This window comes from Acinetobacter oleivorans DR1 (assembly GCF_000196795.1).
GTDB lineage: Bacteria > Pseudomonadota > Gammaproteobacteria > Pseudomonadales > Moraxellaceae > Acinetobacter > Acinetobacter oleivorans.
The window spans coordinates 3,931,183-3,954,649 of sequence record NC_014259.1 but is presented as its reverse complement, the minus strand read 5'-3'; the positions used below and the strand labels follow the sequence as shown (position 1 = coordinate 3,954,649).

At 40.4% G+C, this 23,467-nt stretch carries 20 protein-coding genes, 2 tRNA genes and 3 rRNA genes; 14 read left to right on the top strand and 11 right to left on the bottom strand.

Features of this window, described 5'->3' with window-relative positions; translation table 11 throughout:
- Nucleotides 1–43 precede the first annotated feature (43 nt).
- The 3 genes from AOLE_RS18610 to AOLE_RS18600 all read right to left on the bottom strand — a co-directional run bounded on the left by AOLE_RS18610 (nucleotide 44) and on the right by AOLE_RS18600 (nucleotide 2,710).
- Nucleotides 44–589: a glutathione peroxidase gene (locus AOLE_RS18610; protein ID WP_004795283.1), complete on the bottom strand. Its 546-nt coding sequence runs from the start codon at nucleotides 587–589 to the stop codon at nucleotides 44–46.
- A 120-nt stretch (nucleotides 590–709) separates the two neighbouring features.
- Nucleotides 710–1,474 carry an AraC family transcriptional regulator gene (locus tag AOLE_RS18605; RefSeq protein ID WP_013199179.1) on the bottom strand — a complete coding sequence of 255 codons (765 nt, stop codon included), beginning with the start codon at nucleotides 1,472–1,474 and terminating at the stop codon, nucleotides 710–712.
- 21 nt (nucleotides 1,475–1,495) lie between these two features.
- Nucleotides 1,496–2,710: an MFS transporter gene (locus tag AOLE_RS18600; RefSeq protein WP_005309158.1), complete on the bottom strand. Its 1,215-nt coding sequence runs from the start codon at nucleotides 2,708–2,710 to the stop codon at nucleotides 1,496–1,498.
- A gap of 135 nt (nucleotides 2,711–2,845) precedes the next feature.
- On the opposite strand from AOLE_RS18600, the gene AOLE_RS18595 reads away from it, so the two are divergent.
- Together AOLE_RS18595 and AOLE_RS18590 are read left to right on the top strand one after the other, a co-directional pair.
- Complete coding sequence (locus AOLE_RS18595) at nucleotides 2,846–3,499, top strand: TetR/AcrR family transcriptional regulator (protein ID WP_081399224.1); 654 nt, start codon at nucleotides 2,846–2,848, stop codon at nucleotides 3,497–3,499.
- Nucleotides 3,500–3,610: 111 nt separating this feature from the next.
- On the top strand, nucleotides 3,611–4,531 hold the full coding sequence (locus tag AOLE_RS18590; RefSeq protein WP_081399223.1) for a DMT family transporter: 921 nt from the start codon (nucleotides 3,611–3,613) through the stop codon (nucleotides 4,529–4,531).
- Nucleotides 4,532–4,922: 391 nt separating this feature from the next.
- On the opposite strand, the gene AOLE_RS18585 is transcribed toward AOLE_RS18590, so the two are convergent.
- From AOLE_RS18585 to AOLE_RS18575, 3 genes are read right to left on the bottom strand one after another with little or no spacing between them, the layout of a single operon-like run.
- The gene (locus AOLE_RS18585; protein WP_013199176.1) at nucleotides 4,923–5,492 is read right to left on the bottom strand and encodes an L-threonylcarbamoyladenylate synthase; all 570 of its coding nucleotides are present in this window, start codon (nucleotides 5,490–5,492) and stop codon (nucleotides 4,923–4,925) included.
- 49 nt (nucleotides 5,493–5,541) lie between these two features.
- A complete protein-coding gene (gene dprA / locus AOLE_RS18580) occupies nucleotides 5,542–6,675 on the bottom strand; it encodes a DNA-processing protein DprA (RefSeq protein WP_013199175.1) in 1,134 nt (377 codons plus the stop codon).
- A gap of 20 nt (nucleotides 6,676–6,695) precedes the next feature.
- Entirely contained in the window at nucleotides 6,696–7,850 is a 1,155-nt protein-coding gene (locus AOLE_RS18575) for a LysM peptidoglycan-binding domain-containing protein (protein ID WP_013199174.1), read from the bottom strand.
- Between the two features lie 122 nt (nucleotides 7,851–7,972).
- Between AOLE_RS18575 and def the strand changes: the two genes are divergently transcribed.
- From def to AOLE_RS18555, 4 genes are all read left to right on the top strand, one after another.
- The gene (def, locus tag AOLE_RS18570; protein ID WP_004795267.1) at nucleotides 7,973–8,503 is read left to right on the top strand and encodes a peptide deformylase; all 531 of its coding nucleotides are present in this window, start codon (nucleotides 7,973–7,975) and stop codon (nucleotides 8,501–8,503) included.
- Between the two features lie 43 nt (nucleotides 8,504–8,546).
- On the top strand, nucleotides 8,547–8,972 hold the full coding sequence (locus tag AOLE_RS18565) for a DUF2946 family protein (RefSeq protein ID WP_013199173.1): 426 nt from the start codon (nucleotides 8,547–8,549) through the stop codon (nucleotides 8,970–8,972).
- 72 nt (nucleotides 8,973–9,044) lie between these two features.
- Nucleotides 9,045–11,159 carry a TonB-dependent copper receptor gene (locus AOLE_RS18560; RefSeq protein WP_013199172.1) on the top strand — a complete coding sequence of 705 codons (2,115 nt, stop codon included), beginning with the start codon at nucleotides 9,045–9,047 and terminating at the stop codon, nucleotides 11,157–11,159.
- A 54-nt stretch (nucleotides 11,160–11,213) separates the two neighbouring features.
- Nucleotides 11,214–11,420, top strand: coding sequence for a hypothetical protein (locus tag AOLE_RS18555; RefSeq protein ID WP_013199171.1), 207 nt, complete (start codon nucleotides 11,214–11,216; stop codon nucleotides 11,418–11,420).
- 67 nt (nucleotides 11,421–11,487) lie between these two features.
- Here the strand turns inward: AOLE_RS18555 and AOLE_RS18550 are convergent, their stop codons facing one another.
- Nucleotides 11,488–12,702: an oxygenase MpaB family protein gene (locus AOLE_RS18550; protein WP_013199169.1), complete on the bottom strand. Its 1,215-nt coding sequence runs from the start codon at nucleotides 12,700–12,702 to the stop codon at nucleotides 11,488–11,490.
- An 88-nt stretch (nucleotides 12,703–12,790) separates the two neighbouring features.
- Here AOLE_RS18550 and AOLE_RS18545 point away from each other — a divergent pair, with 88 nt between their 5' ends.
- The 8 genes from AOLE_RS18545 (at nucleotide 12,791) to cysK (ending at nucleotide 21,185) form a co-directional block, all read left to right on the top strand.
- Nucleotides 12,791–13,387, top strand: a complete 597-nt coding sequence (locus AOLE_RS18545; RefSeq protein ID WP_013199168.1) for a TetR/AcrR family transcriptional regulator — start codon at nucleotides 12,791–12,793, stop codon at nucleotides 13,385–13,387.
- 493 nt (nucleotides 13,388–13,880) lie between these two features.
- Nucleotides 13,881–15,418 (top strand): 16S ribosomal RNA (locus AOLE_RS18540).
- A gap of 59 nt (nucleotides 15,419–15,477) precedes the next feature.
- Nucleotides 15,478–15,554: transfer RNA gene (locus AOLE_RS18535), tRNA-Ile, on the top strand.
- 55 nt (nucleotides 15,555–15,609) lie between these two features.
- A tRNA-Ala gene (locus tag AOLE_RS18530) sits at nucleotides 15,610–15,685 on the top strand.
- A gap of 352 nt (nucleotides 15,686–16,037) precedes the next feature.
- Nucleotides 16,038–18,930, top strand: a 23S ribosomal RNA gene (locus AOLE_RS18525).
- A 179-nt stretch (nucleotides 18,931–19,109) separates the two neighbouring features.
- Nucleotides 19,110–19,224: ribosomal RNA gene (gene rrf / locus AOLE_RS18520) — 5S ribosomal RNA — on the top strand.
- Together the 16S, 23S and 5S rRNA genes with 2 tRNA genes alongside form the textbook arrangement of a ribosomal RNA operon.
- 144 nt (nucleotides 19,225–19,368) lie before the next feature.
- Complete coding sequence (locus AOLE_RS18515; RefSeq protein WP_013199167.1) at nucleotides 19,369–19,911, top strand: GNAT family N-acetyltransferase; 543 nt, start codon at nucleotides 19,369–19,371, stop codon at nucleotides 19,909–19,911.
- A 275-nt stretch (nucleotides 19,912–20,186) separates the two neighbouring features.
- The gene (gene cysK, locus AOLE_RS18510; RefSeq protein ID WP_013199166.1) at nucleotides 20,187–21,185 is read left to right on the top strand and encodes a cysteine synthase A; all 999 of its coding nucleotides are present in this window, start codon (nucleotides 20,187–20,189) and stop codon (nucleotides 21,183–21,185) included.
- 52 nt (nucleotides 21,186–21,237) lie between these two features.
- Here cysK and AOLE_RS18505 read toward each other — a convergent pair whose 3' ends face one another.
- From AOLE_RS18505 to AOLE_RS18490, 4 genes are all read right to left on the bottom strand, one after another.
- Nucleotides 21,238–21,846 (bottom strand): lytic transglycosylase domain-containing protein, encoded by a 609-nt coding sequence (locus tag AOLE_RS18505; RefSeq protein ID WP_081399222.1) that lies wholly within the window; start codon nucleotides 21,844–21,846, stop codon nucleotides 21,238–21,240.
- Nucleotides 21,847–22,137: 291 nt separating this feature from the next.
- Nucleotides 22,138–22,350: a DUF2798 domain-containing protein gene (locus AOLE_RS18500; protein ID WP_013199165.1), complete on the bottom strand. Its 213-nt coding sequence runs from the start codon at nucleotides 22,348–22,350 to the stop codon at nucleotides 22,138–22,140.
- Nucleotides 22,351–22,354: 4 nt separating this feature from the next.
- Nucleotides 22,355–22,921: a flavodoxin family protein gene (locus tag AOLE_RS18495; RefSeq protein WP_013199164.1), complete on the bottom strand. Its 567-nt coding sequence runs from the start codon at nucleotides 22,919–22,921 to the stop codon at nucleotides 22,355–22,357.
- An 18-nt stretch (nucleotides 22,922–22,939) separates the two neighbouring features.
- Nucleotides 22,940–23,425, bottom strand: a complete 486-nt coding sequence (locus AOLE_RS18490) for a DUF2938 domain-containing protein (RefSeq protein WP_013199163.1) — start codon at nucleotides 23,423–23,425, stop codon at nucleotides 22,940–22,942.
- Nucleotides 23,426–23,467 lie beyond the last annotated feature (42 nt).

Sequence of the window (23,467 nt, the reverse complement as noted above, 5' to 3'; positions counted from 1 at the left end):
AAAAAGAGCGTAGAAAACGCTCTTTTTCACGTTTTTAAAACCGTTATTTTGCTAACTCTGCTTCAACTGCTTTAACAATTTGTTCATCATCCGCAGTTAGGTTTGGAGCAAAACGAGCCACTACTTCGCCATTTTTATTAATTAAGAATTTTTCGAAGTTCCATAAAACTTCTGGAGCTGGATTAGTTGGAATACCTAAGCCTTCTAAGCGCTCACGGAAAGGTCCTTCACCAGTACGTTCTGGTTGAGCTGATGTCAAAGTTGCATACAGTGGATGCTTATCTTCACCTGCAACAGATACTTTAGAAAATAAAGGGAAGTGAACATCGTAATTTAATGAACAGAATTGTTGAATTTCTTCATCAGAACCTGGTTCTTGTTCCTTAAAGTTGTTTGCAGGGAAACCTAAAATTTCAAGACCTTGATCTTTTTTTGCTTGATAAAGCTTTTCTAGACCTTCGTATTGTGGAGTTAAACCACATTTAGAAGCAGTATTTACAATAAGTAAAACCTTACCTTTGTATTGTTCGAGGTCAACCGTTTCGCCTGAAATGGCTTTTACTGGAATGTGATATACAGATTGTGTCATGAGTCTTTCCTGAAGATTGTAATTGATATCAAGTAACGCATTTGTTTTAACTGCTATTGATGGTCAGTGCAATAATATTCGTGTTCAAAAAAGAAAAAGTTTTTAGAGATAAACTAAATTCTAGTTATTTCTCATTTGGATAGGCGTTTGCCCTGTATAACGTTTAAAAAACTCGATAAAACTTGAGCTATGTTGATAACCTAAATCGTAAGCTAAACGCTTAATGGAGGTCCCTTGGCGGATCTGATGAATGGCATAAACAATTTTGGCTCGGTTACGCCATTCCGATAACGAAAGCTGAAGCTCTTGTTGACTCAAACGTAATAAGTGGCGATCGCTGACCGAGAAATTTTGTAGCAACTGCTGTAAAGAGTGATCAAAAAGTAATGGGTCTGAGAGTTTTTCTAGAATAGGCAATAAAACAGGATGACGCGTTTGCGGTAAATAATGTGAATATGCAGGAGCTTGTTTAAGTTGATCGAATAAAACTTGTAAAAGATGCTCTAAATATTCAGCTTTTTCGGTTTGTTTTTGCTGTTCGAGAATTTGTAAAACTAAGGTTCGAAAGAAAGGTTGAATACTAAAGCATTTACAGACGTCACCTAAAATAGAACAGAGGCTAGGGTGTAGTCGAATACAGATATAGTGAATTTCATGGTCAATATGAGTAGATTGATGAACAGTTTGAGGTGGAATCCAAAGCCCATAGCTTGGAGGAGATAAGTAGATTTGTTCCTCTACTTGCATTTCCAAAATACCATTCAAACTGAAATTAAAATCTCCCCAGAGGGATGCATGAGGACGAACAATATCTTCTTTTTGGTATAGAAATTCATGAACCTCTATACTGTTCAATAAAGAAAATTGTTGGCCCTCATTTTTCATTTATTTACTCTGAATAATATTTTAATTTTCACAAGTTGCTTTAGGATTATTTAAACCTTTTGCTAAGGTAAATGTACTCAGTAATGCTAGTGCAACAAAGCTTAATACACCATAAATTAAAGTATTTTCATTGAAATGATCAACTACATATCCACCTAATAATGAACCTGTCGCAATCATCACCTGAAACATACCTACAAAAAGAGGCATACCTTTTTCAACTGCATTTGGTGCATGTACAAACATCCAAATATTTGCTGAGGTAGGGAAAGCACCAAATGCGAAGCCCCATAAAGCTGTTAAGACAATAGCACCAAATTCATGAATGGCAAAAAGTGGGAATCCAAAAAATACAATTGCAAAACAAGCACTAACAAAGGCAAGTGTATATCGGACATTTAAATTGCCGCTATATCCGGCGAATGCATTTCCGAAAATACCTGCAATTCCATAGAGCAATAATAATGAACTAATTGTTGTGCCGTTAAAGCCTGCAATATTTTTGAAGAAAGGTGCTAAATAGCTATAGGCACAAAAATGAGCAAGTCCAATCAGTAAAACAATCAACATACCACTACGTGCTTTAGGAGTACGTAATAATGCTGGTAAGTCTCTTATATGAATTGCTGAGTCTGGAACAAGTTTAGGTAAGAAGATTAATTGTAAGATTAAAACAATTAAACCAATTCCTGCTGTAATCCCAAAAGCGCTGCGCCAACCATAAAACTCACTTAACCATGTTCCAATTGGAACACCTAAAACTGTCGCAAAAGTTACACCAGCCATTACTACAGCTGTTGCTTTCGCAATAGGAAGATGTGAGGGAGCTAATTTCCCACTTAAAGCAATTGCTGTCGCCCAGAATCCACCAATTGAAATACCTAAAATTAAGCGACTGAGTAATAAAATATGGAAATTTTCTGCAAAGGCAGTAATGGTATTCGCAATAACCATAATGGCTGTCAGCAAGATAAGCACATAACGCCGATCAAGTTGTTTCACAGATACAGGTAATAGAGGGGCGGCAATTGCTGCCATAATGCCGGGTACAGTAATAATAAGACCGGCTGTACCTACAGAAATATTTAAATCTGTTGCAACACTATTTAAAACACCAACAGGTAAAAATTCACTTGTTACTAATGCAAACGCTGCAATCGCAACGGCCAAAATGGCAAACCAGCTCCCTTGAGGGGAGGTCGTGGGTCGCGCTTTAGAAATAGAAGATTGGTCCATAGGAAATCCTTACTTGGCTAAATTTAGAGTGAAGAAAGGCAATTTATTAATTAACTAACGATCATTATGAAAATAAAATAGTTGATAAAAAATCGAACGTCAATTAATTTAATAACGATTGTTATAAAAATAGATGTGATCTTTATGACAAATAGGCATGAAACGAATTTAGCTGTTACAGAAGACGCTCTGAAAAAAAAGCGTGGACGTCCTAAATGCTTTGATGAACAACAGGTTTTGCAAAAAGCAATGTTGCTGTTTTGGGAGCATGGTTATGAAGCAACGTCTATTAGTGATTTAACACAAGCTTTGGAAATTACAGCACCGAGCTTGTACAGTACTTTTGGTGACAAAGAAGGGCTGTTTTACAGATGTGTTGATTACTATTTAGCTCATGAAGGATGTCCGATTGATACTATATTTGTAGAAGCAAAAACTGCAAAAATTGCTGTTGAGTTATATCTTTATGACATTGTTAAAAGATTGGTTCAGCCGAATAAGCCAGCAGGTTGTATGGTGGTCGTTGCTGCTATGAATTGCTCTGATGCAACTCAAGATGTACAGCAAAATCTATTAGATAAGCGCATAAAGACAAAAGAAAAATTATTAAAACGCCTTCAGCAAGGTGTAGAGCAGGGGGATTTATCTTCTCATGCTCCTTTACAGGAAATGACTGATTTTTACACCACTGTCATTCAAGGTCTTACTATTCAAGCGAGAGATGGTGCGAGTAGCGAGCAATTACATAAAGTGGTAGGTCATGCGGTGAAAGCTTGGACATTATTTTAGATTCTAGAAAAAGATGATGTCCTAAGTTCAATATCAATGTCGGAAATACGATATTTCAATTTATTAAGACATTCTTCAAAATAAAATCTCTTTTGTAGATGGTGTATTACTATGAGTCAGGTCATGAAATATCACAAATGGGCATTTATTTTTCCCATTTTGGCAGTACTGATTTGGTCTTTAAACATTGTAGTCACCCGCTATGTCTCGGATTATATCTCTCCGGTAAGTATTAGTTTTTATCGGTGGTTAATTGCTTTTATTATTTTAACGCCGTTTATGCTCTTACCTGTTTGGAGACAAAGACGATTATTAATACCATATTTACCTAAGCTGGCTGTGTTAAGTGCATTTGGGATGGTGCTTTATCAAGGACTTGCTTATACAGCTGCCCATTATACCAGTGCAACCAATATGGGCATTGTGAATGCATTTATTCCTATCTTTACAATCTTTGTTTCGCTTGCGATTTTAAAAGATGTGCCTAATCGATTTGCAGTTTTTGGCAGCATTTTATCTTTCGCTGGTTTGCTATATGTTATGTCCCAAGGAAATATTAGCCATTTATTAAGTGGAGGCGGGCATCTTGGTGATGCATTAATGATTATTGCCGTATTCTTCTATGCATTTTATGGGGTTTTCCTTAAAAAATGGCAGCTTCCACTTCCAATCATGACAAGCTTATATGTTCAGATCGGATTTTCTGTAATATTTCATCTGCCTTTAATTTTTTGGTTCGGACTAGATGCTTTAAATGCACAAAATGCGCCAAGTGCTATTTATGCAGGGGTATTTGCTTCACTGATTGCACCGTTAGTTTGGATGTTGGCTGTTCAACAATTGGGTCCCAATAGAACAAGTATTTTTATGAACTTGGTTCCTGTTTTTACAGCAATTATTGCAAGCATTTGGTTATCTGAGCAATGGACCATCTATCACACAATAGGTGGGATTGTTATCTTAATTGGTATCATTATGGCTCAGAAAAAAGTCAGTCCTAAAAAGAGCAACTTAATGCAAGAGCAAAACTAAAGTCTTTAAAAAAACTATGGCATATTTTTAAAAAAACTAATAAAACTATGCCATTTTTTTCTTAGTTAAAGTTTTTCTATATGATTTATAAATAGTTTATAAGAATAGATTGAAATATAAATATTAAAAAAGCCGAGTAAAAATATTAATATAATTTTAATTTATAAGCGAAAATTCGTAAATTCCCTACACTTTTCATGCTTTTTTTAGAGAAATAATATATTTCTCTCATTTGATCTCTTACTACATAATAGCGACCATTACGAAAGACGTGTTTTTTTTGCAAATTATCTTTCGTTGCAGAGATATCCAAACCCTCTGGATGCGGTATATACCCATCCTTTTTTATGCTCAGTTATCCCTATATAACTGAGCTTTTTTTTGTCTGAAATTAGGCGCGAATAATCTCTCCAGTGAGAGCATTAATAATTCTACTTGGTTGCTGACTTTGGCCTAAATCACCATTGAGATAGTTTAATTGTGAACCAAAGTATTGGCAGGCATCTTGTAGTGAATGAGCAGGTTCTTGCCCACTTGGGTTGGCACTCGTCGAGACAATAAAACCATGAAAAGCATTGCATAATGCCACACACAAAGGATGTGTAGTGACTCGAACAGCAACAAGTGGATGTTCACCTTTAATCCATGAAGGAATATGTTCGCCAGCAGGTAATAGCCAAGTTGTAGCTCTTTCAGAAGGTTGATGATTCGTCCAACAATCAATGATTTCTTGTTGGGTTGTTTGAGGTAGAGAAGTTAGTAGGTGCTCAACTTGGCTAATATGACCTGCTAATAAAATCACTCCCTTTTCAATAGGCCTTTGCTTTAACTCAAGAATCTTTTGAAAAGCTTGTTCGTTAAAAGGGTCGCAACCTAACCCCCAAACTGCCTCAGTTGGATATGCCAAAACTTGACCTTGTTGTAAACATTCGGCTGCTTCGGTAACTGAGGTGGTAATCATGGTAATACTCTTCCTTTCAATCAAACAGAATTGCTATTGCGCTCCAGCACTAAGAGCGACAACGTAAATACAGCCCTGATTGTTGCATACATAAACCAAGTAGTTCTAGTTCCATGAGTGAAGAGGTGAGTTCTGCCACAGGTTGAGAGTGGTGTATGACAAGCTGGTCAATATCTTGTCCGACCCAGTCTAAAGACTGATAAAGGTTAATCAAATGCTCAGGAATTTCTGGGGCACAAGAAACCACGACCTCTTCAGTTGAGTTCTGTTGCTGACTTTGCCATTGAGTAGGTAAAGCAAGATCTTCAATAATTTGTTCAGGATGATCGACTAAAATGGCTCCTTCACGAATAAGTTGATGGCAGCCCTGATGAAACTCACTGTAAATATGACCAGGAATGGCAAATACGGTTTTACCTTGCTCGGCAGCTTTGTTTGCAGTAATGAGAGAACCACTTTTTAAAGTAGCTTCCACCACTAACACACCTAAACTCAGACCACTGACAATTCGGTTTCTACGAGGAAAATGTTGCTGTAATGGTGGCGTACCAGGTAAGAACTCAGTAATGATGGCGCCGTTTTGAGCCAAGATCTGTTCTGCAAGTTTTTTATTCTGAGCAGGGTAGGTACTGTCTAAACCGGTCCCTGTCACAGCAATCGTACGTTGATGTGCTGAAGCTCCTTGGTGAGCAGCTTCGTCAATCCCATATGCCAAACCACTACTTACATAAAATCCTTTTTCACTTAAGTAATAGGCAAAATCATAAGCAACCTGACGACCATGCGGGCTTGGTTTTCGACTACCGACAATCGCAATTTGTGGCTGTAACAAAGCCTGAGCTTGTCCTTTTCCAAAAATGATGGGTGGATGGTCTGTATAAGGTAGTAATTGAGTGGGATAGCCAGAGTCTTCGGACGTTAAAATAAAGTCAGTATATTGCTGGATCTGCTCAATTAGTTTTTCAAACTGAGCTTGACCCTGAGCAGTTTGAAATTCATCTACGCGTTTTAAGTGATTAGCATGTAACCCGAGATTGCGCCATTGAGATAACCCAGCAGGTTGGACCGCTTTTTCACAGCTACCAAAATAATTGACAATTTTTTTGAAGCTAACTAAGGAGTGTTGCACCAAATACCACACTTTAAGCGTGTGGTAATGGTGTGAAGAAAGTTGAGTAAGCATTGTAAAGGGTATATCCAGCGTTAATCATCAAAACGAGGTGGCTGAATACTTGAACCAACTTTAATAGGTAGGTCACTTTCTAATACGTAGGCATAGCTAAGCTGATCAAAGGTTCTGAAAACCATCAGACTACCAATCTGTTGTCCTGGTAACTGTATTGGTTCTTTGGTTTTAGGGTCTCGAATAGTCTCACCCTTTTGAGTAATATCAAAAACTTGCCCTACTTGAATCCCTTGTGCTGTACCTCGGTCCAAAGTCACCACACTATTTTTTGCAGCGCTGCCAATTGAACCCATTACACGAATGATCTTGCCAGCATCTGTAACTTGAGTGGCATCTACTGGATAAAATAAAGTAGGTAATGTTGCTTCTTCTTCCGGCATAACCCGATCACCACGGCGTACTTCGGAATTGTAGCTATCAGTTAACTCAAGTGTTGTTATGTCTTTTTCAGAAGAGATCGCAATCCCTGAGGCAACTTGTTGTAGTTCAATACCTAGACTATGCTTTTTACCTTTACTGTCTGTGAAATAATAAGGTTCGCCTTCACGGTAGACTGCATAACGTTGGCCATTAACTAAACCTTGTCCACGCGCATAAATGGTTTGGCCTCTTGCCGCAAGCACGCGTTGATCAGCAGTACCCACAATATAAGGAGTGTGTTCAATTGCGTCGGCTGGCAAAATTGTGCTGTGTTCTAACCACTGTTTGATATGTTCAAGCGGAATAACAGGTACATTGTCGTTAAGCGATTCCACACGAACTTGAGGTTGCAAGTTTGTCATTTGGCCTGTGTAGCGACGAATAATGCCAACGCAACCATCTCCCTCATCCTTACCGATCAATGGTCGACCCGCTAAACTGCATAACAACAATCGGTCACCAGGATAAATCCAGTGTGGATTTTTGACATGCTGATTATTTGCCCAGATTTCTGGCCAGCGCCAAGGTTTACTTAGGAAATGACCGGAAATATCCCACAGCGTATCTCCGCGTTTTACAACGTAGACATGTGGTGCATTACCTTTTAGAGAGGGTGGATTATGGTTTGGACTAGCAGCATGAACCTCTGCTACTGTACCCATTGCAACCCCTGTAAAAAGTGCGAAAGCAAGTAAATGCTTTTTTATCCCCAAAGCATGAAATTCAACCATGCCGTTAAAAACCTTTTTCATTATGATAATTCCTAAAAATTATGCGTGCAGATGCGTTATAATAGGCGGCTAACACACAATTTTTCGATGAAGTATTTCCTTCATTTGGTTTTTCAATCAATGGCATAAGTGAGGACGTCAGTATGGCCTTATTACCTATTTTAAGTTTTCCTGATCCCCGTCTTCGTACCATTGCTAAGCCTGTTGAAGAAGTTACTGATGAAATTCGTCAACTTGCAGCAGATATGCTTGAAACCATGTATGCCGCACCAGGTATTGGTTTAGCAGCTTCACAAGTAGATCGTCATATTCAGTTAATCGTTATAGATTTGTCTGAAGCTAAAGATGAACCCTTGGTTTTTATTAACCCCAAAATCACTCCACTGACAGAAGATAAGCAGCAGTACGAAGAAGGCTGCCTATCGGTGCCACAAATATACGACAAAGTTGAGCGCCCGTCACGTGTGAAAATTGAGGCAATTAACCTTGAAGGTCAAGCATTTGAGATAGAAGCTGATGGACTTCTCGCTGTTTGTATCCAACATGAAATGGATCACTTAAATGGCAAATTATTTGTGGATTATTTGTCGCCACTTAAACGTCAGCGTGCTCGAGAAAAAGTCGAAAAAGTTGTTCGTCAACGTGAGCGTGAAAAAGTTGCAGTAAAACGTTAAAAATTTCTATTCTTGAAACATTAATATAGTGTGGATGTGATTTTTGGTTTTTCGTAGTGGTTTACTGCTTGCATGTGCAGCAGTATTTTTACAGGTTGCGGTATTTCTACAGCCGCTATTACCGAAGCAATATCAAATTGCTCCGGTCTGTGAAACTATTACTCGTGCTTTGCTTAAACCCAAAGCACAAATGGAAACCATGTCACATACCATGCATTCACATCATGAACATCATATTGAACAGGCACAAGCTTCTGCGCAACATGATCATCATGATGCAAATCACCAGTGTCAATATTGTACCGTCTATGCCAATTTGGTTTTACCACCTGAATTTGGTGTAAAAGAAGTTTTAGTCCGCATACAAGTCCGCTTAGTTGCCTATCAACAAGCATTTCGACATGTTTACTTTGCGCTACAGCGACTTTTCCTACTCCCTCAAGGGCGCGCACCGCCTCTATTTGCATAAATAAAAGCAATTTTTTGTTGGGGTCTTAACTGACTTCAATATCACTTTATTTATGTTTTAGAGCGTATAAAAATGCCACATTCTAAATTTTTATTACAACCTCTATGGGTTGCGATGCTTGCTGTCTCTCATTCGGGTCTAGTTTTTGCAGATTCAGTAAAAAATGATGTTGATACCAAAACACTTCATTCATTAGCACCTATTGTTGTTACAGCCCAACAAGGTAACGATGCAAATGGTCTGATTGTACATGCAGATCCAAAGCAGCCTATTCAGCCAGTACCTGCTACAGATGGGGCAGACTATCTACAAAGTATTATGGGTTTCAACTCAATACAAAGCGGTGGAACAAATGGTGATGTGACCTTCCGAGGCATGTTTGGTTCACGTATCAAAATTTTGACAGATGGAACAGAAAACCTAGGTGCATGTCCAAACCGTATGGATGCTCCAACTTCTTATATCTCTCCAGAAAGTTATGATCGTATTTCTGTCATTAAAGGTCCCCAAACTGTTCAATATGCCAATACAGGTTCTGCTGCAACAGTCCTTTTTGAACGTCAGCCTGAGAAACTCACCTCTGAAAAACCTTATCGTGGGCAAGCGAGTGTCTTGCTAGGTTCATATGGACGTATTGACCATAACGTTGAGGCGGCAATTGGCGATGAAAAGAAATATATCCGTTTAAATGCCAACCGTTCAGAGTCTAATAGTTATCAAGATGGTGATGGCAATACCGTGCCTTCAGCATGGAAAAAGTGGAATGCTGATGTAGCACTTGGCTTCACTTCAGATGAAGACACTTGGATCGAGCTCACGGGTGGGAAATCGGATGGTGAATCGCTTTATGCTGGACGTTCAATGGATGGTTCTCAGTTTGCGCGTGAAAGCTTAGGGCTACGTTTTGAAAAGAAAAATATCACTGATGTCATTAAGAAAATTGAAGGGCAGGTGAACTACAGCTATAACGACCATATTATGGATAACTTTAGCTTACGTACTCCGCCATTAGTTGAAATGAATCATGGTGGTATGACCATGTTGATGCCGAACGCGATGGCAATGGAGGTAACGCGCCGTACATTAAACTCACGTTTAGCCATGACTTCTGAATGGAATAAGTGGAGTTTGATTACAGGTGTAGATTCTCAATTCAATAAACATGGCGGCAGCATGTCATCGCCAAATATGCCTTCTATGAATGTTCCATATCGTCAAGATATGCGTTTTCAATCATACGGTGCTTTTGGTGAACTTGGTTATCAATGGAACGATCTCAATAAACTGGTCACAGGTGTGCGTTTAGATCGAGTCACAGTTGAAGATGAACGTGCCGACTCTCAAGCACAAGGTTTTAACACCAAACTTGAAAAGACTTTACCAAGTGCATTTGTACGCTGGGAAAACCAACATCCTGAGCATGACCTAAAAAGCTATATCGGTTTAGGTTATGTAGAGCGTATGCCTGATTATTGGGAGCTTTTCTCGCCTAAACACGGTAATGCTGGCTCAACCAATACTTTTAACGGTGTGAATCCTGAGAAAACTTTACAGTTGGATATGGGCTTCCAGCAGCAACATGGTGCTTTAAATACATGGGCTTCTGCTTATGCAGGCTTAGTAGATGACTACATTTTAATGAGTTACCACCATCATCCAAGTATGGGAATGGATGGGCATGACATGAGTCATGATATTACTGCGGGCGCTAAAAATGTCGATGCAACCATCGCAGGCGCGGAAGCTGGTATTGGATATCAATTTACCGACCATATTCAGGCAGATTTGAGTGCGATGTATGCATGGGGTAAAAACACTACAGATGACAAACCACTACCTCAAATTTCACCTTTAGAAGGTCGCTTAAATATTCGCTATGTAGCTGACAAATATAATTTAGGTCTGTTGTGGCGAGCTGTTGCTGAGCAAAACCGCGTGAGTCTACATCAAGGTAACATCGTGGGGTATGACCTCAAACCAAGTAAAGGTTTTTCAACTCTTTCTTTAAACGGAAGCTACAACCTTCGTAAAGATATTGATGTCTCTGTTGGTGTTGATAACGTATTAGATAAAACCTATACCGAACACTTAAACAAAGCGGGTAGTGCAGGTTTTGGATTTGCGAGTGAAGAGCAATTCAACAATATCGGAAGAAATTACTGGGTTCGTATGAGCATGAAGTTTTAATAAGCTCTAGCGAATGAAATGAACTGAAAGTATTAATTGAATGAGAGAAATGAAATGACAAATAAATTATCGCCTGAACAATCGTGGTGGGGATGGAAGTCACTTATTGTGGCTTGTATCTTGAGCTTATTGTTTATGATCATTTTTTACTTGGCGATCAACAATGAGCCTGACTACATGCCAAGTCAAAAAAATAAGCAAATGGTGGAAACACCTGAGCAAATGAATCACGCTGAAATGCATAGTTCATCATCTCAATAAGCATCTTAATATTTGAAAAAGGAAGTCTGGTTAACAGACTTCCTTTTTTATTTTTAGGTTTTAAAAATTATTGATGCATACTTGCTAAGGTTTTTGCCTTACCTTGATTCTGATAAAGCGTTAAGCCAAGTTTTTGTAAATTACGACCCGATTGAGTTAAAAACCTTTTAACTTTTGGTGAAAATTTTGCGCCGTTATAAAGTACTGAATTACGCAAAATCAGATAATAAGCAAACCATGAAGAAGACTGCTGTGGCAACCCGAGTAGTTTCATTCTTTTCTTACCAATAAAAAATTGGGTAAGTTCTAAATGTTGCCGATAAGCAAGTTTCTGCTGTAAAGAACGCAAATGCAGATATTGTCTCTCAAAAGGCTCTTTAGATAAGCTTGATCCTAATTCAATACTGCTGTGATCGGAACGAGGGTGTGTAAACTGCATCAAGTAAAGTAATCGCCAGCCTTCAGTTTCAGATTGAATAAGCCACTTTTCATCAATTCCCATTAACCAGCCGACATAACGCCAAAAATGTAAAAAACTCTTAGCTTCTTCTTTTGTTGGCCATATACCCAACGCTCTAATACCAAGTAAAACTACACTGCTAAAAGCTAAATTAGTCATGGCTAAATCAAATTGATTTAGAGGAATTCCCCAAATTTCACTATCCCAACGCTCAGATTTTCCTAATTGTCTACGAACAAGTGCATGAATAAAACGAACATAGATTGTTGATGTAAAACCTGCGCTTAAACGGGACAGACCTTTAGGCTCAGTAATATCAACCCACCATTTTGTAGTTTCTGCTAAACGAGTACCCGCTTGTTTCTTTAATGCCCCGGTTAAAATTAGGGGTTGATTAAATCCCGGATATAAATATCCCCCCATTAAAGATAAATCTCTAAGAATAAAACCATTATTTATTCCTAAACGATGAGTAAATTTAATAGCCTCATCAATTTGTTGCTGGTCTAACCATTCAGGCTTTTGTTCAATGTAATTAAAGAAATTTTCTAACTCAGTAGGTAGCGACTCAGATAGATCATCGCGGCCTTGAAATAACATCTTCTCAAAAATTATTCGGTGATCTTTGGGATTTTGCATAACCCAATCAATCAGCTTATCCATTTCAACGTCCCCTTCGCAAAGAGCACGTTGTAAAGATACATATTCCGTATAGTTTGGTTGTACTGGTTTTTCACAGCAGATATTTAAAAACTGAGTAAAGAAATTACTGCCTTGCATATCATTAAAAGAAGCAAGTCGAGTCGGGCTAATCATTTGCATATCGTTACTTACTTATTGATCTGAATAATAAATAGGCTAATATGAATAATTATTCGCATTCAATTCGCATTTAACGAATAAAAAACCGATGAGAAAAGTCCCACAGCAACAGCGTTCAAAAATTATTGTTGACCATATTTTAGAGGCGACACAGCACTGTATTGCCCAATATGGCTTACTACATACTACAACTCCTAAAATTGCAGAGAAATCTGGAGTAAGTGTAGGTTCGATTTACCAATACTTTGAGAATAAAGATCAAATCGTTGAAGAACTATTACGCCGTAAAAGTGAACTATTAGGACATCAACTTAAAGAGCTAGTTATGCAGCAAGGAAATATTCCTTTAGACCTGCTCATCCCCTTGGCGATAGAGCTAGGGTTTAATGCATTAAAAGCCGATCATGGATTTTTTATAGAAGTGCTGAAACATTGGCATGACTATAGCCATTCGCAAGCTGCTCAGATTTTAGAAAAGCATTTTTTTGAAGTTGGGCTATATACATTTAGTAGAAATCCTCGTCAGTGGGACTTCGAACAGGTGAAGCATAAATCCTTTGTAATTATTAATAGTACGCTTTTTACGATGATGCGATATGTGAGTCAGAACAATTTTCTTATATCAGAACAACATCTTAAGCGCGAATTGTCGAGCATGATCTTGGCTTATTTAGGTCAAAAATAAATAATTAAAATAATTATTTATACAAAACAATAGGTTATATTGGTTGTTGATTTAAAAGTGAACGCTCAAGTCATAAGTTTCTAATTTTCGCTTGCAAAGGGCTCTTAATCCTCTATAATGCACATCCATCGGCGGTGATGCAGATAAGAACTTGTTGAAAAACAGTTACTTGGAATTAAGTTGGTTACTTTAAGTGATGAATTTAATGAGAAGTTGGTTTTGAGATTAAGTTTTAAAAATATCGAAATTACCTGTTGACTTTTAAGAGATTAAGAGTAATATAGCCGACCTAGCTTGCTGGTGACGAACCAGGAAGAAGATCATTAAGAGAATTGAAGAACAACTTGTGTGGATTTTTACTGATTGATTAATCGAAATATTATCATTGATTGATTGGTTTAAATTACTCGAAGTTTATTTGAGCGAAATTTAAGTCAGAAAATTGATGAGCCAGAATTGGCACCTTGTCTTTAATAAGGTGCAAAATGATTTTTAACTGAAGAGTTTGATCATGGCTCAGATTGAACGCTGGCGGCAGGCTTAACACATGCAAGTCGAGCGGAGAGAGGTAGCTTGCTACTGATCTTAGCGGCGGACGGGTGAGTAATGCTTAGGAATCTGCCTATTAGTGGGGGACAACATTTCGAAAGGAATGCTAATACCGCATACGTCCTACGGGAGAAAGCAGGGGATCTTCGGACCTTGCGCTAATAGATGAGCCTAAGTCGGATTAGCTAGTTGGTGGGGTAAAGGCCTACCAAGGCGACGATCTGTAGCGGGTCTGAGAGGATGATCCGCCACACTGGGACTGAGACACGGCCCAGACTCCTACGGGAGGCAGCAGTGGGGAATATTGGACAATGGGCGGAAGCCTGATCCAGCCATGCCGCGTGTGTGAAGAAGGCCTTATGGTTGTAAAGCACTTTAAGCGAGGAGGAGGCTACTTTAGTTAATACCTAGAGATAGTGGACGTTACTCGCAGAATAAGCACCGGCTAACTCTGTGCCAGCAGCCGCGGTAATACAGAGGGTGCAAGCGTTAATCGGATTTACTGGGCGTAAAGCGCGCGTAGGCGGCTAATTAAGTCAAATGTGAAATCCCCGAGCTTAACTTGGGAATTGCATTCGATACTGGTTAGCTAGAGTGTGGGAGAGGATGGTAGAATTCCAGGTGTAGCGGTGAAATGCGTAGAGATCTGGAGGAATACCGATGGCGAAGGCAGCCATCTGGCCTAACACTGACGCTGAGGTGCGAAAGCATGGGGAGCAAACAGGATTAGATACCCTGGTAGTCCATGCCGTAAACGATGTCTACTAGCCGTTGGGGCCTTTGAGGCTTTAGTGGCGCAGCTAACGCGATAAGTAGACCGCCTGGGGAGTACGGTCGCAAGACTAAAACTCAAATGAATTGACGGGGGCCCGCACAAGCGGTGGAGCATGTGGTTTAATTCGATGCAACGCGAAGAACCTTACCTGGCCTTGACATAGTAAGAACTTTCCAGAGATGGATTGGTGCCTTCGGGAACTTACATACAGGTGCTGCATGGCTGTCGTCAGCTCGTGTCGTGAGATGTTGGGTTAAGTCCCGCAACGAGCGCAACCCTTTTCCTTATTTGCCAGCGAGTAATGTCGGGAACTTTAAGGATACTGCCAGTGACAAACTGGAGGAAGGCGGGGACGACGTCAAGTCATCATGGCCCTTACGGCCAGGGCTACACACGTGCTACAATGGTCGGTACAAAGGGTTGCTACCTAGCGATAGGATGCTAATCTCAAAAAGCCGATCGTAGTCCGGATTGGAGTCTGCAACTCGACTCCATGAAGTCGGAATCGCTAGTAATCGCGGATCAGAATGCCGCGGTGAATACGTTCCCGGGCCTTGTACACACCGCCCGTCACACCATGGGAGTTTGTTGCACCAGAAGTAGCTAGCCTAACTGCAAAGAGGGCGGTTACCACGGTGTGGCCGATGACTGGGGTGAAGTCGTAACAAGGTAGCCGTAGGGGAACCTGCGGCTGGATCACCTCCTTAACGAAAGATTGACGATTGGTAAGAATCCACAACAAGTTGTTCTTCATAGATGTATCTGAGGGTCTGTAGCTCAGTTGGTTAGAGCACACGCTTGATAAGCGTGGGGTCACAAGTTCAAGTCTTGTCAGACCCACCATGACTTTGACTGGTTGAAGTTATAGATAAAAGATACATGACTGATGATGTAAGCTGGGGACTTAGCTTAGTTGGTAGAGCGCCTGCTTTGCACGCAGGAGGTCAGGAGTTCGACTCTCCTAGTCTCCACCAGAACTTAAGAGAAGTTCGGATTACAGAAATTAGTAAATAGAGATTTAGATCTTAGTTTATTAACTTCTGTGATTTAAGTATCACGGTATTAAGCATGACCTGACGAAGGCGTGTTTATTCATTAACAGATTGGCAAAATTGAGTCTGAAATAAATTGTTCACTCAAGAGTTTAGATTAAGCAATTAATCTAGATGAATTGAGAACTAGCAAATTAACTGAATCAAGCGTTTTGGTATATGAATTTAGATTGAAGCTGTACAGTGTTTAAATACACAGGCAACAGATAGTAGCGATGAAGAATCGCACGGACAACACTCACTTGTAAGTGTTGACGACTGTTTGGGGTTGTATAGTCAAGTAATTAAGTGCATGTGGTGGATGCCTTGGCAGTCAGAGGCGATGAAAGACGTAATAGCCTGCGATAAGCTCCGGGGAGGCGGCAAATATCCTTTGATCCGGAGATTTCTGAATGGGGGAACCCACCTACTTTAAGGTAGGTATTGCAACATGAATACATAGTGTTGCAAGGCGAACGAGGGGAAGTGAAACATCTCAGTACCCTTAGGAAAAGAAATCAATTGAGATTCCCTTAGTAGCGGCGAGCGAACGGGGATCAGCCCATTAAGTTATGTGTGTTTTAGTGGAACGCTCTGGGAAGTGCGAACGTAGAGGGTGATATTCCCGTACACGAAAGGGCACACATAATGATGACGAGTAGGGCGAGGCACGTGAAACCTTGTCTGAATATGGGGGGACCATCCTCCAAGGCTAAATACTCCTGACTGACCGATAGTGAACCAGTACCGTGAGGGAAAGGCGAAAAGAACCCCTGTGAGGGGAGTGAAATAGATCCTGAAACCGCATGCATACAAGCAGTGGGAGCCGACTTGTTCGGTGACTGCGTACCTTTTGTATAATGGGTCAGCGACTTATATTCAGTAGCGAGGTTAACCGTATAGGGGAGCCGTAGAGAAATCGAGTCTTAATAGGGCGTTTAGTTGCTGGGTATAGACCCGAAACCAGGCGATCTATCCATGAGCAGGTTGAAGGTTGGGTAACACTAACTGGAGGACCGAACCCACTGTCGTTGAAAAGCCAGGGGATGACTTGTGGATAGGGGTGAAAGGCTAATCAAGCCTGGTGATAGCTGGTTCTCCCCGAAAGCTATTTAGGTAGCGCCTCGGACGAATACCATAGGGGGTAGAGCACTGTTTCGGCTAGGGGGTCATCCCGACTTACCAAACCGATGCAAACTCCGAATACCTATGAGTACTATCCGGGAGACAGACTGCGGGTGCTAACGTCCGTAGTCAAGAGGAAAACAATCCAGACCGCCAGCTAAGGCCCCAAAATCATAGTTAAGTGGGAAACGATGTGGGAAGGCATAGACAGCTAGGAGGTTGGCTTAGAAGCAGCCACCCTTTAAAGAAAGCGTAATAGCTCACTAGTCGAGTCGGCCTGCGCGGAAGATGTAACGGGGCTAAAACTATGTGCCGAAGCTGCGGATTTGACTTTTAGTCAAGTGGTAGGGGAGCGTTCTGTAAGCCGATGAAGGTGTATTGAGAAGTATGCTGGAGGTATCAGAAGTGCGAATGCTGACGTGAGTAACGACAAAACGGGTGAAAAACCCGTTCGCCGAAAGACCAAGGGTTCCAGTCCAACGTTAATCGGGGCTGGGTGAGTCGACCCCTAAGGCGAGGCCGAAAGGCGTAGTCGATGGGAAATTGGTTAATATTCCAATACTTCTGTGTAATGCGATGAGAGGACGGAGAAGGTTAAGTCAGCCTGGCGTTGGTTGTCCAGGTGGAAGGAAGTAGGCATGCATCTTAGGCAAATCCGGGGTGCTCTATGCTGAGATCTGATAGCAAGCTGTACTTGTACAGCGAAGTGGCTGATACCATGCTTCCAGGAAAAGTCTCTAAGCTTCAGTTACACAGGAATCGTACCCGAAACCGACACAGGTGGTCAGGTCGAGTAGACCAAGGCGCTTGAGAGAACTCTGCTGAAGGAACTAGGCAAAATGGTACCGTAACTTCGGGAGAAGGTACGCTGCTGACGGTGATGACCCTTGCGGTCTGAGCTATTGGCAGCCACAGAAACCAGGCCGCTGCAACTGTTTATTAAAAACATAGCACTCTGCAAACACGAAAGTGGACGTATAGGGTGTGATGCCTGCCCGGTGCTGGAAGGTTAATTGATGGGGTTAGCGTAAGCGAAGCTCTTGATCGAAGCCCCAGTAAACGGCGGCCGTAACTATAACGGTCCTAAGGTAGCGAAATTCCTTGTCGGGTAAGTTCCGACCTGCACGAATGGCATAATGATGGCGGCGCTGTCTCCAGCAGAGGCTCAGTGAAATCGAAATCGCTGTGAAGATGCAGTGTACCCGCGGCTAGACGGAAAGACCCCGTGAACCTTTACTGCAGCTTGACATTGAACTTTGACCTTACTTGTGTAGGATAGGTGGGAGGCTTTGAAGTTGGAACGCTAGTTCCAATGGAGCCGTCCTTGAAATACCACCCTGGTAATGTTGAGGTTCTAACTCTGCCCCGTAATCCGGGGCGAGGACCATGTCTGGTGGGTAGTTTGACTGGGGCGGTCTCCTCCTAAAGAGTAACGGAGGAGTACGAAGGTGCGCTCAGCGTGGTCGGAAATCACGCGTAGAGTATAAAGGCAAAAGCGCGCTTAACTGCGAGACCCACAAGTCGAGCAGGTACGAAAGTAGGTCTTAGTGATCCGGTGGTTCTGTATGGAAGGGCCATCGCTCAACGGATAAAAGGTACTCTGGGGATAACAGGCTGATACCGCCCAAGAGTTCATATCGACGGCGGTGTTTGGCACCTCGATGTCGGCTCATCTCATCCTGGGGCTGAAGCAGGTCCCAAGGGTATGGCTGTTCGCCATTTAAAGAGGTACGCGAGCTGGGTTTAGAACGTCGTGAGACAGTTCGGTCCCTATCTACCGTGGGCGCTGGAAATTTGAGAGGATCTGCTCCTAGTACGAGAGGACCAGAGTGGACGAACCTCTGGTGTACCGGTTGTGACGCCAGTCGCATCGCCGGGTAGCTATGTTCGGAAGGGATAACCGCTGAAAGCATCTAAGCGGGAAGCCTACCTCAAGATAAGATTTCCCTAGGACTTTATGTCCTCTAAAGAGCCGTTCGAGACTAGGACGTTGATAGGTTGGATGTGGAAGCATAGTGATATGTGAAGCTGACCAATACTAATTGCTCGTGAGGCTTGACTATACAACACCCAAGCAGTTGTATATAAAGCATCAATCGATTCATTAATATGCAAAGCAACTTGATTTAGTTATACGCTTAGCTAAAATGAACAAATAAAGTAAGATTCAATCAGCCCATCTGTAAAGATTTGGAAAACGCATCGGCACATTAAGACCAATGCAAGTATCCATACCAGTTGTGCTGGCGACCATAGCAAGAGTGAACCACCTGATCCCTTCCCGAACTCAGAAGTGAAACCTCTTAGCGCTGATGGTAGTGTGGGGTTTCCCATGTGAGAGTAAGTCATCGCCAGCTCATTATTCTAACACCCCGGTCTCGAAAGAAACCGGGGTGTTTACTTATGCAGGAATTAAATGAATTGTTTAATTAAAACTAAAAAACTTCGTATTATTTCGATATTTGCTTATGATTTAAGCAATTAAAATAGAGTTTCTGCCTATGCAGTTTAAAATCATCGCGGCTCATGACCTAAATAAGCAACAACGGCAACAAATTGCTGAGCTGTGTTTTGCTGCTTTTGATGAAGATCCCTGGAGTCAATATACCTTCATGCAAAATTCTGTACATATAATAGGCATATTGGGTGATAATATTGTGTCACATGCTTTATGGACAGATCGAATTTTCACCTTAAGATATGGTATCACTGTAAAAACTGCTTATATAGAATATGTGACTACTGATTTCAATATGCGAGGGAAAGGACTTGCATCTAAATTATTAAGATATTTAACCGATGTTTTAACTACTTTAGGCTATGAACTCGCAGCATTACAGCCTGAAGATGATACATTCTATAAAAAATTAGATTGGATTTCGTGGTGGGGGGATTTATACATCAAACAAGATGCTTTCACTTATCTAACAGATGATTATCAAATTATGCTATTTCCGTTGAGCGCTCAGCTGAAAGAGCGATTAACTCATAATTTAGTGGATGATACTATTTGTGCCGATTGGAGAGAGGGTGAACTTTGGTAACTCGCTATATAAAATTTTGGAAAAACTTTAGCTTTAGTGTGTGATCAGAAGATTAGCGTAGTCTTAATAATGTAAGATATGGATAGGAAAATAAAATAATTTAATCTAATAATTTGATTTTAAAATAATTTTAAATTTTATTTATTAAAAATAAATCTATGACAAGGCATATTGTTCACTTGAGAATTCAGGCATTACTTAGCTTTTCTACTTTCCTGTTTACTCTAGAAGCTTATAATGATTCAGAATCATTCCAAATCTAATAAGGATATAACATGTCTACTGATCAGCAATTTCCAACACCCAATAATTTAGGAATAGCAGTTTATCCAAATAATGCAGAAGCTATTGGCAATACTCCTTTAGTTCGCATCAATCGTTTGATTAAAACTGGTGCAACCGTATTAGCAAAAGTGGAAAGCCGTAACCCTGCATTTTCTGTGAAATGTCGTATCGGAGCGGCACTAATTGCCGATGCAGAAAAGCGTGGTGTGCTAAAAGAAGGCATGCATATTATTGAACCAACCAGTGGTAATACTGGTATTGCATTGGCTTTTGTTGCAGCTGCTAAGGGTTATCCAATTACTTTAACTATGCCTGCAAGTATGAGTCTTGAGCGTAGAAAAGTATTAAAAGCTCTCGGTGCCAATTTGGTTTTAACTGAACCAGCGAAAGGGATGAAAGGTGCAGTTGATGAAGCGGTACGATTAGCAGCTGAACAGCCAGATGTTTATTTCTTACCTCAGCAATTTGAAAACCCAGCGAATCCACAAATCCATGTAGATACAACTGGTCCTGAAATTTGGCAAGCAACAGATGGACAAGTCGATATTCTGGTTGCTGGCGTAGGTACTGGCGGCACAATTACTGGTATTTCTCGTTATTTCGAACAAGTTCAAAATAAACCTTTGTATTCTGTAGCCGTTGAGCCTGCTGAGTCTCCAATTATTACTCAAACTAGAAATGGAGAGGACATTACACCTGCGCCGCATAAAATTCAGGGAATTGGTGCGAATTTTATTCCAAAGAATCTTGATTTAGATCTTGTGGATGAAGTCTTACCAGTGACTAGCGAAGAAGCAATTCAGTGGGCAAGAAACTGTGCAACCCAAGAAGGTATTCTAGTGGGTATTTCAAGTGGCGCAGCTTTGGCTGCGGCGGCAAAAATTGCAGAACGCCCTGAAAATGCCGGTAAAACTATTGTTGTTATTCTGCCAGATAGTGGGGAGCGTTATTTATCTTCTGTTCTGTTTGAAGGTTTATTTGACGAATAAAATTAATTGTATAAAAAAGCCCATCTATTGATGGGCTTTTATTTAAGCTTATTTATAAAGCACTTTTTAAAGCTTTTTGATGACGTTTAACAGATCGAGCATATTTTTTAGCTTTGTGCCGTGTCCAGAAGCTTCGCTCATATCCAGTTGGGCCAACATTATAATAAGCCGTAGCCTTAAACCAACTATCCGCTGACTGATAATAGTGATTTAAGATATAAGCACCACATTGAATATTTGTAGATTCATCATACAAATTACCAGCACAAGTTTGTTGCCAATAGCTGGGAATAATTTGAGTTAAACCTACTGCACCCGTAGGCGAGAGGGCATTAGTATTGTAACTTGATTCTTGTCTTATGACCGCGGCAAGTAAAAGAGGGGGCACATTATATTGGTCAGCACTTTGAATAATAATCGGAGATAACCGATTCGCTGTGCTTTGTGGAACAGAATAAGCTTTTTGTAGACCAGACGAGAGTTTATTTGAACGCCATGAAAATGAACCGCTATTCGGTCCTAAGCTTGTACACCCAGTCATTATTGTCATTAAAGCAATTACGAAAAATTTGAGACTCAAAATGTTTATTTGAGTCGGTTTAAAATAATTGTTAGATAAAGATGAGGTAAGCAAAATACGAAACCGATAATCAAATTTCAAATGAAATCATGGTATTCAGCTGCAACTAATCGATCAATATAAGTTCTGTTGCTCAGCACAAGCAAATAGTGAGAATTTTGTATAATTAAAATGAAAGAACCCCGACTTCCTGTCGAGGTTCTTTCGTATTCAGCTTATGTAGCTAACTCCTTTCAACTACCGCTTCCTGCGTTCTTATTCTTCTTCAATGAGACATCCTGTCTCTCTATGTTTCATATATTATGAAAAAATACTAAAGATGAATATCCGCAAATCGCCGCAAGTTTTGTACGTTTTAACTTACAGATCAACTTACTTAAATACGATGTCGACAAGTTTCTGGGCAATAGGAGCACAAATCAATACACTTGGAAAAGCCAATATCCATGCAATAATCCAAGCCGATACCCACAATGAAAGGAAATGGTGATTTAGTCCCACTACTTTAAAAGTTGAAATGCCTGAAATTATAAAAGACATCATTCCTGATAAAATGAAGAGGAATAAAAGCCTCTGTGCTTTCATGGTCTTATATTCCTTGATAAGCATTTAAGGTTAATGCAAAATTTTCTCCGAATTGTTGAGCAGTTTTAATATCTCCTTCATCAAAACTATCGGCATTACTGCCATGTTCAGCCTGAGCCATTAAGCCTGACCATGAGCCTAGACGATTGGCTGCTTGAGTATAAGGAATACCTTGGTGTTGTTCTGGCATAATCGGGTTGCCGACCCATAACATGCCGTGTTGCATACAAAAGGTAAAAAGTGAAATTAGTGTTGATTGTTTATCACCTGCGGGAAGGGAAGATACAGTAAAACCAGCCGCTAGTTTTCCTTTAAAGCTCTGTTTTTTCCATAATGGCCCCGTCACATCCATGAGTTGTTTTAACTTGGAAGATACACCACCTAAATAAGTGGGGGATCCCCAAATTAAGCCGTCATATTGAATTAGGATTTCTGGGTTTTCGACAAGATGTTCAGCATTGAGTAAATCTACTTTAATATCTTTATGGCTCAAAATACCAGTTTGAATTTGCTGAGCAATAAATTGGGTGTGGCCTTGGCGGCTATGATAAATAATGGCAACAGTTTTCATGAGTATTTTCCTCTTTATTTAAATTTGAAATAGTTTTGCAGTGAGATATAGGCCACAACCAAAAACACTATGGTTCATCAAACTTTTTAGGCGGTTCAAAAAAGGATGAGGTGTTTTTGAAGAAGCAAAACCACTACCCATCGCAGGTTGCATAATAAAAAAAGGAATGAGAACGGTGACTACACCAAACAGAAGTGCTGAATAAAACTGAGAATGGCTAAGCCAATCTGAGCCGACAATAAAGAGAAAACTCAATGAAAAGATTAGTCCGACACTATAGTGAGCAACCCAACCTAAAAAATATTCACCCTTAATTTGAGGGCTTTGAGCTATAGATTGATGGATGAGTTTCCCTTTAAATATCCAACCAGCCCAGCGTCCGAGCAAGCCGAAGTTTAAGGTCGGAATTTTGAATATCTTTAATATTAACAGCCAGATATCCATAATAACTGTTGCGCCAATACCAAGGCATAAAGCCTGAAAGAACGTTGTGGAGAGATTCATTTTGAAACCTTGCTTTTATACGTCTGAAACGTGATAAATTTA

What these genes read in the sequence shown, in the direction of transcription:
- AOLE_RS18610 (WP_004795283.1), bottom strand. Translation starts at nt 589, where the DNA reads ATGACACAATCTGTATATCACATTCCAGTAAAAGCCATTTCAGGCGAA.
- AOLE_RS18605 (WP_013199179.1), bottom strand. Translation starts at nt 1,474, where the DNA reads ATGAAAAATGAGGGCCAACAATTTTCTTTATTGAACAGTATAGAGGTT.
- AOLE_RS18600 (WP_005309158.1), bottom strand. Translation starts at nt 2,710, where the DNA reads ATGGACCAATCTTCTATTTCTAAAGCGCGACCCACGACCTCCCCTCAA.
- AOLE_RS18590 (WP_081399223.1), top strand. Translation starts at nt 3,611, where the DNA reads ATGAGTCAGGTCATGAAATATCACAAATGGGCATTTATTTTTCCCATT.
- AOLE_RS18585 (WP_013199176.1), bottom strand. Translation starts at nt 5,492, where the DNA reads ATGATTACCACCTCAGTTACCGAAGCAGCCGAATGTTTACAACAAGGT.
- dprA (WP_013199175.1), bottom strand. Translation starts at nt 6,675, where the DNA reads ATGCTTACTCAACTTTCTTCACACCATTACCACACGCTTAAAGTGTGG.
- AOLE_RS18575 (WP_013199174.1), bottom strand. Translation starts at nt 7,850, where the DNA reads ATGAAAAAGGTTTTTAACGGCATGGTTGAATTTCATGCTTTGGGGATA.
- def (WP_004795267.1), top strand. Translation starts at nt 7,973, where the DNA reads ATGGCCTTATTACCTATTTTAAGTTTTCCTGATCCCCGTCTTCGTACC.
- AOLE_RS18560 (WP_013199172.1), top strand. Translation starts at nt 9,045, where the DNA reads ATGCCACATTCTAAATTTTTATTACAACCTCTATGGGTTGCGATGCTT.
- AOLE_RS18555 (WP_013199171.1), top strand. Translation starts at nt 11,214, where the DNA reads ATGACAAATAAATTATCGCCTGAACAATCGTGGTGGGGATGGAAGTCA.
- AOLE_RS18550 (WP_013199169.1), bottom strand. Translation starts at nt 12,702, where the DNA reads ATGCAAATGATTAGCCCGACTCGACTTGCTTCTTTTAATGATATGCAA.
- AOLE_RS18545 (WP_013199168.1), top strand. Translation starts at nt 12,791, where the DNA reads ATGAGAAAAGTCCCACAGCAACAGCGTTCAAAAATTATTGTTGACCAT.
- AOLE_RS18515 (WP_013199167.1), top strand. Translation starts at nt 19,369, where the DNA reads ATGCAGTTTAAAATCATCGCGGCTCATGACCTAAATAAGCAACAACGG.
- cysK (WP_013199166.1), top strand. Translation starts at nt 20,187, where the DNA reads ATGTCTACTGATCAGCAATTTCCAACACCCAATAATTTAGGAATAGCA.
- AOLE_RS18500 (WP_013199165.1), bottom strand. Translation starts at nt 22,350, where the DNA reads ATGAAAGCACAGAGGCTTTTATTCCTCTTCATTTTATCAGGAATGATG.
- AOLE_RS18495 (WP_013199164.1), bottom strand. Translation starts at nt 22,921, where the DNA reads ATGAAAACTGTTGCCATTATTTATCATAGCCGCCAAGGCCACACCCAA.
- AOLE_RS18490 (WP_013199163.1), bottom strand. Translation starts at nt 23,425, where the DNA reads ATGAATCTCTCCACAACGTTCTTTCAGGCTTTATGCCTTGGTATTGGC.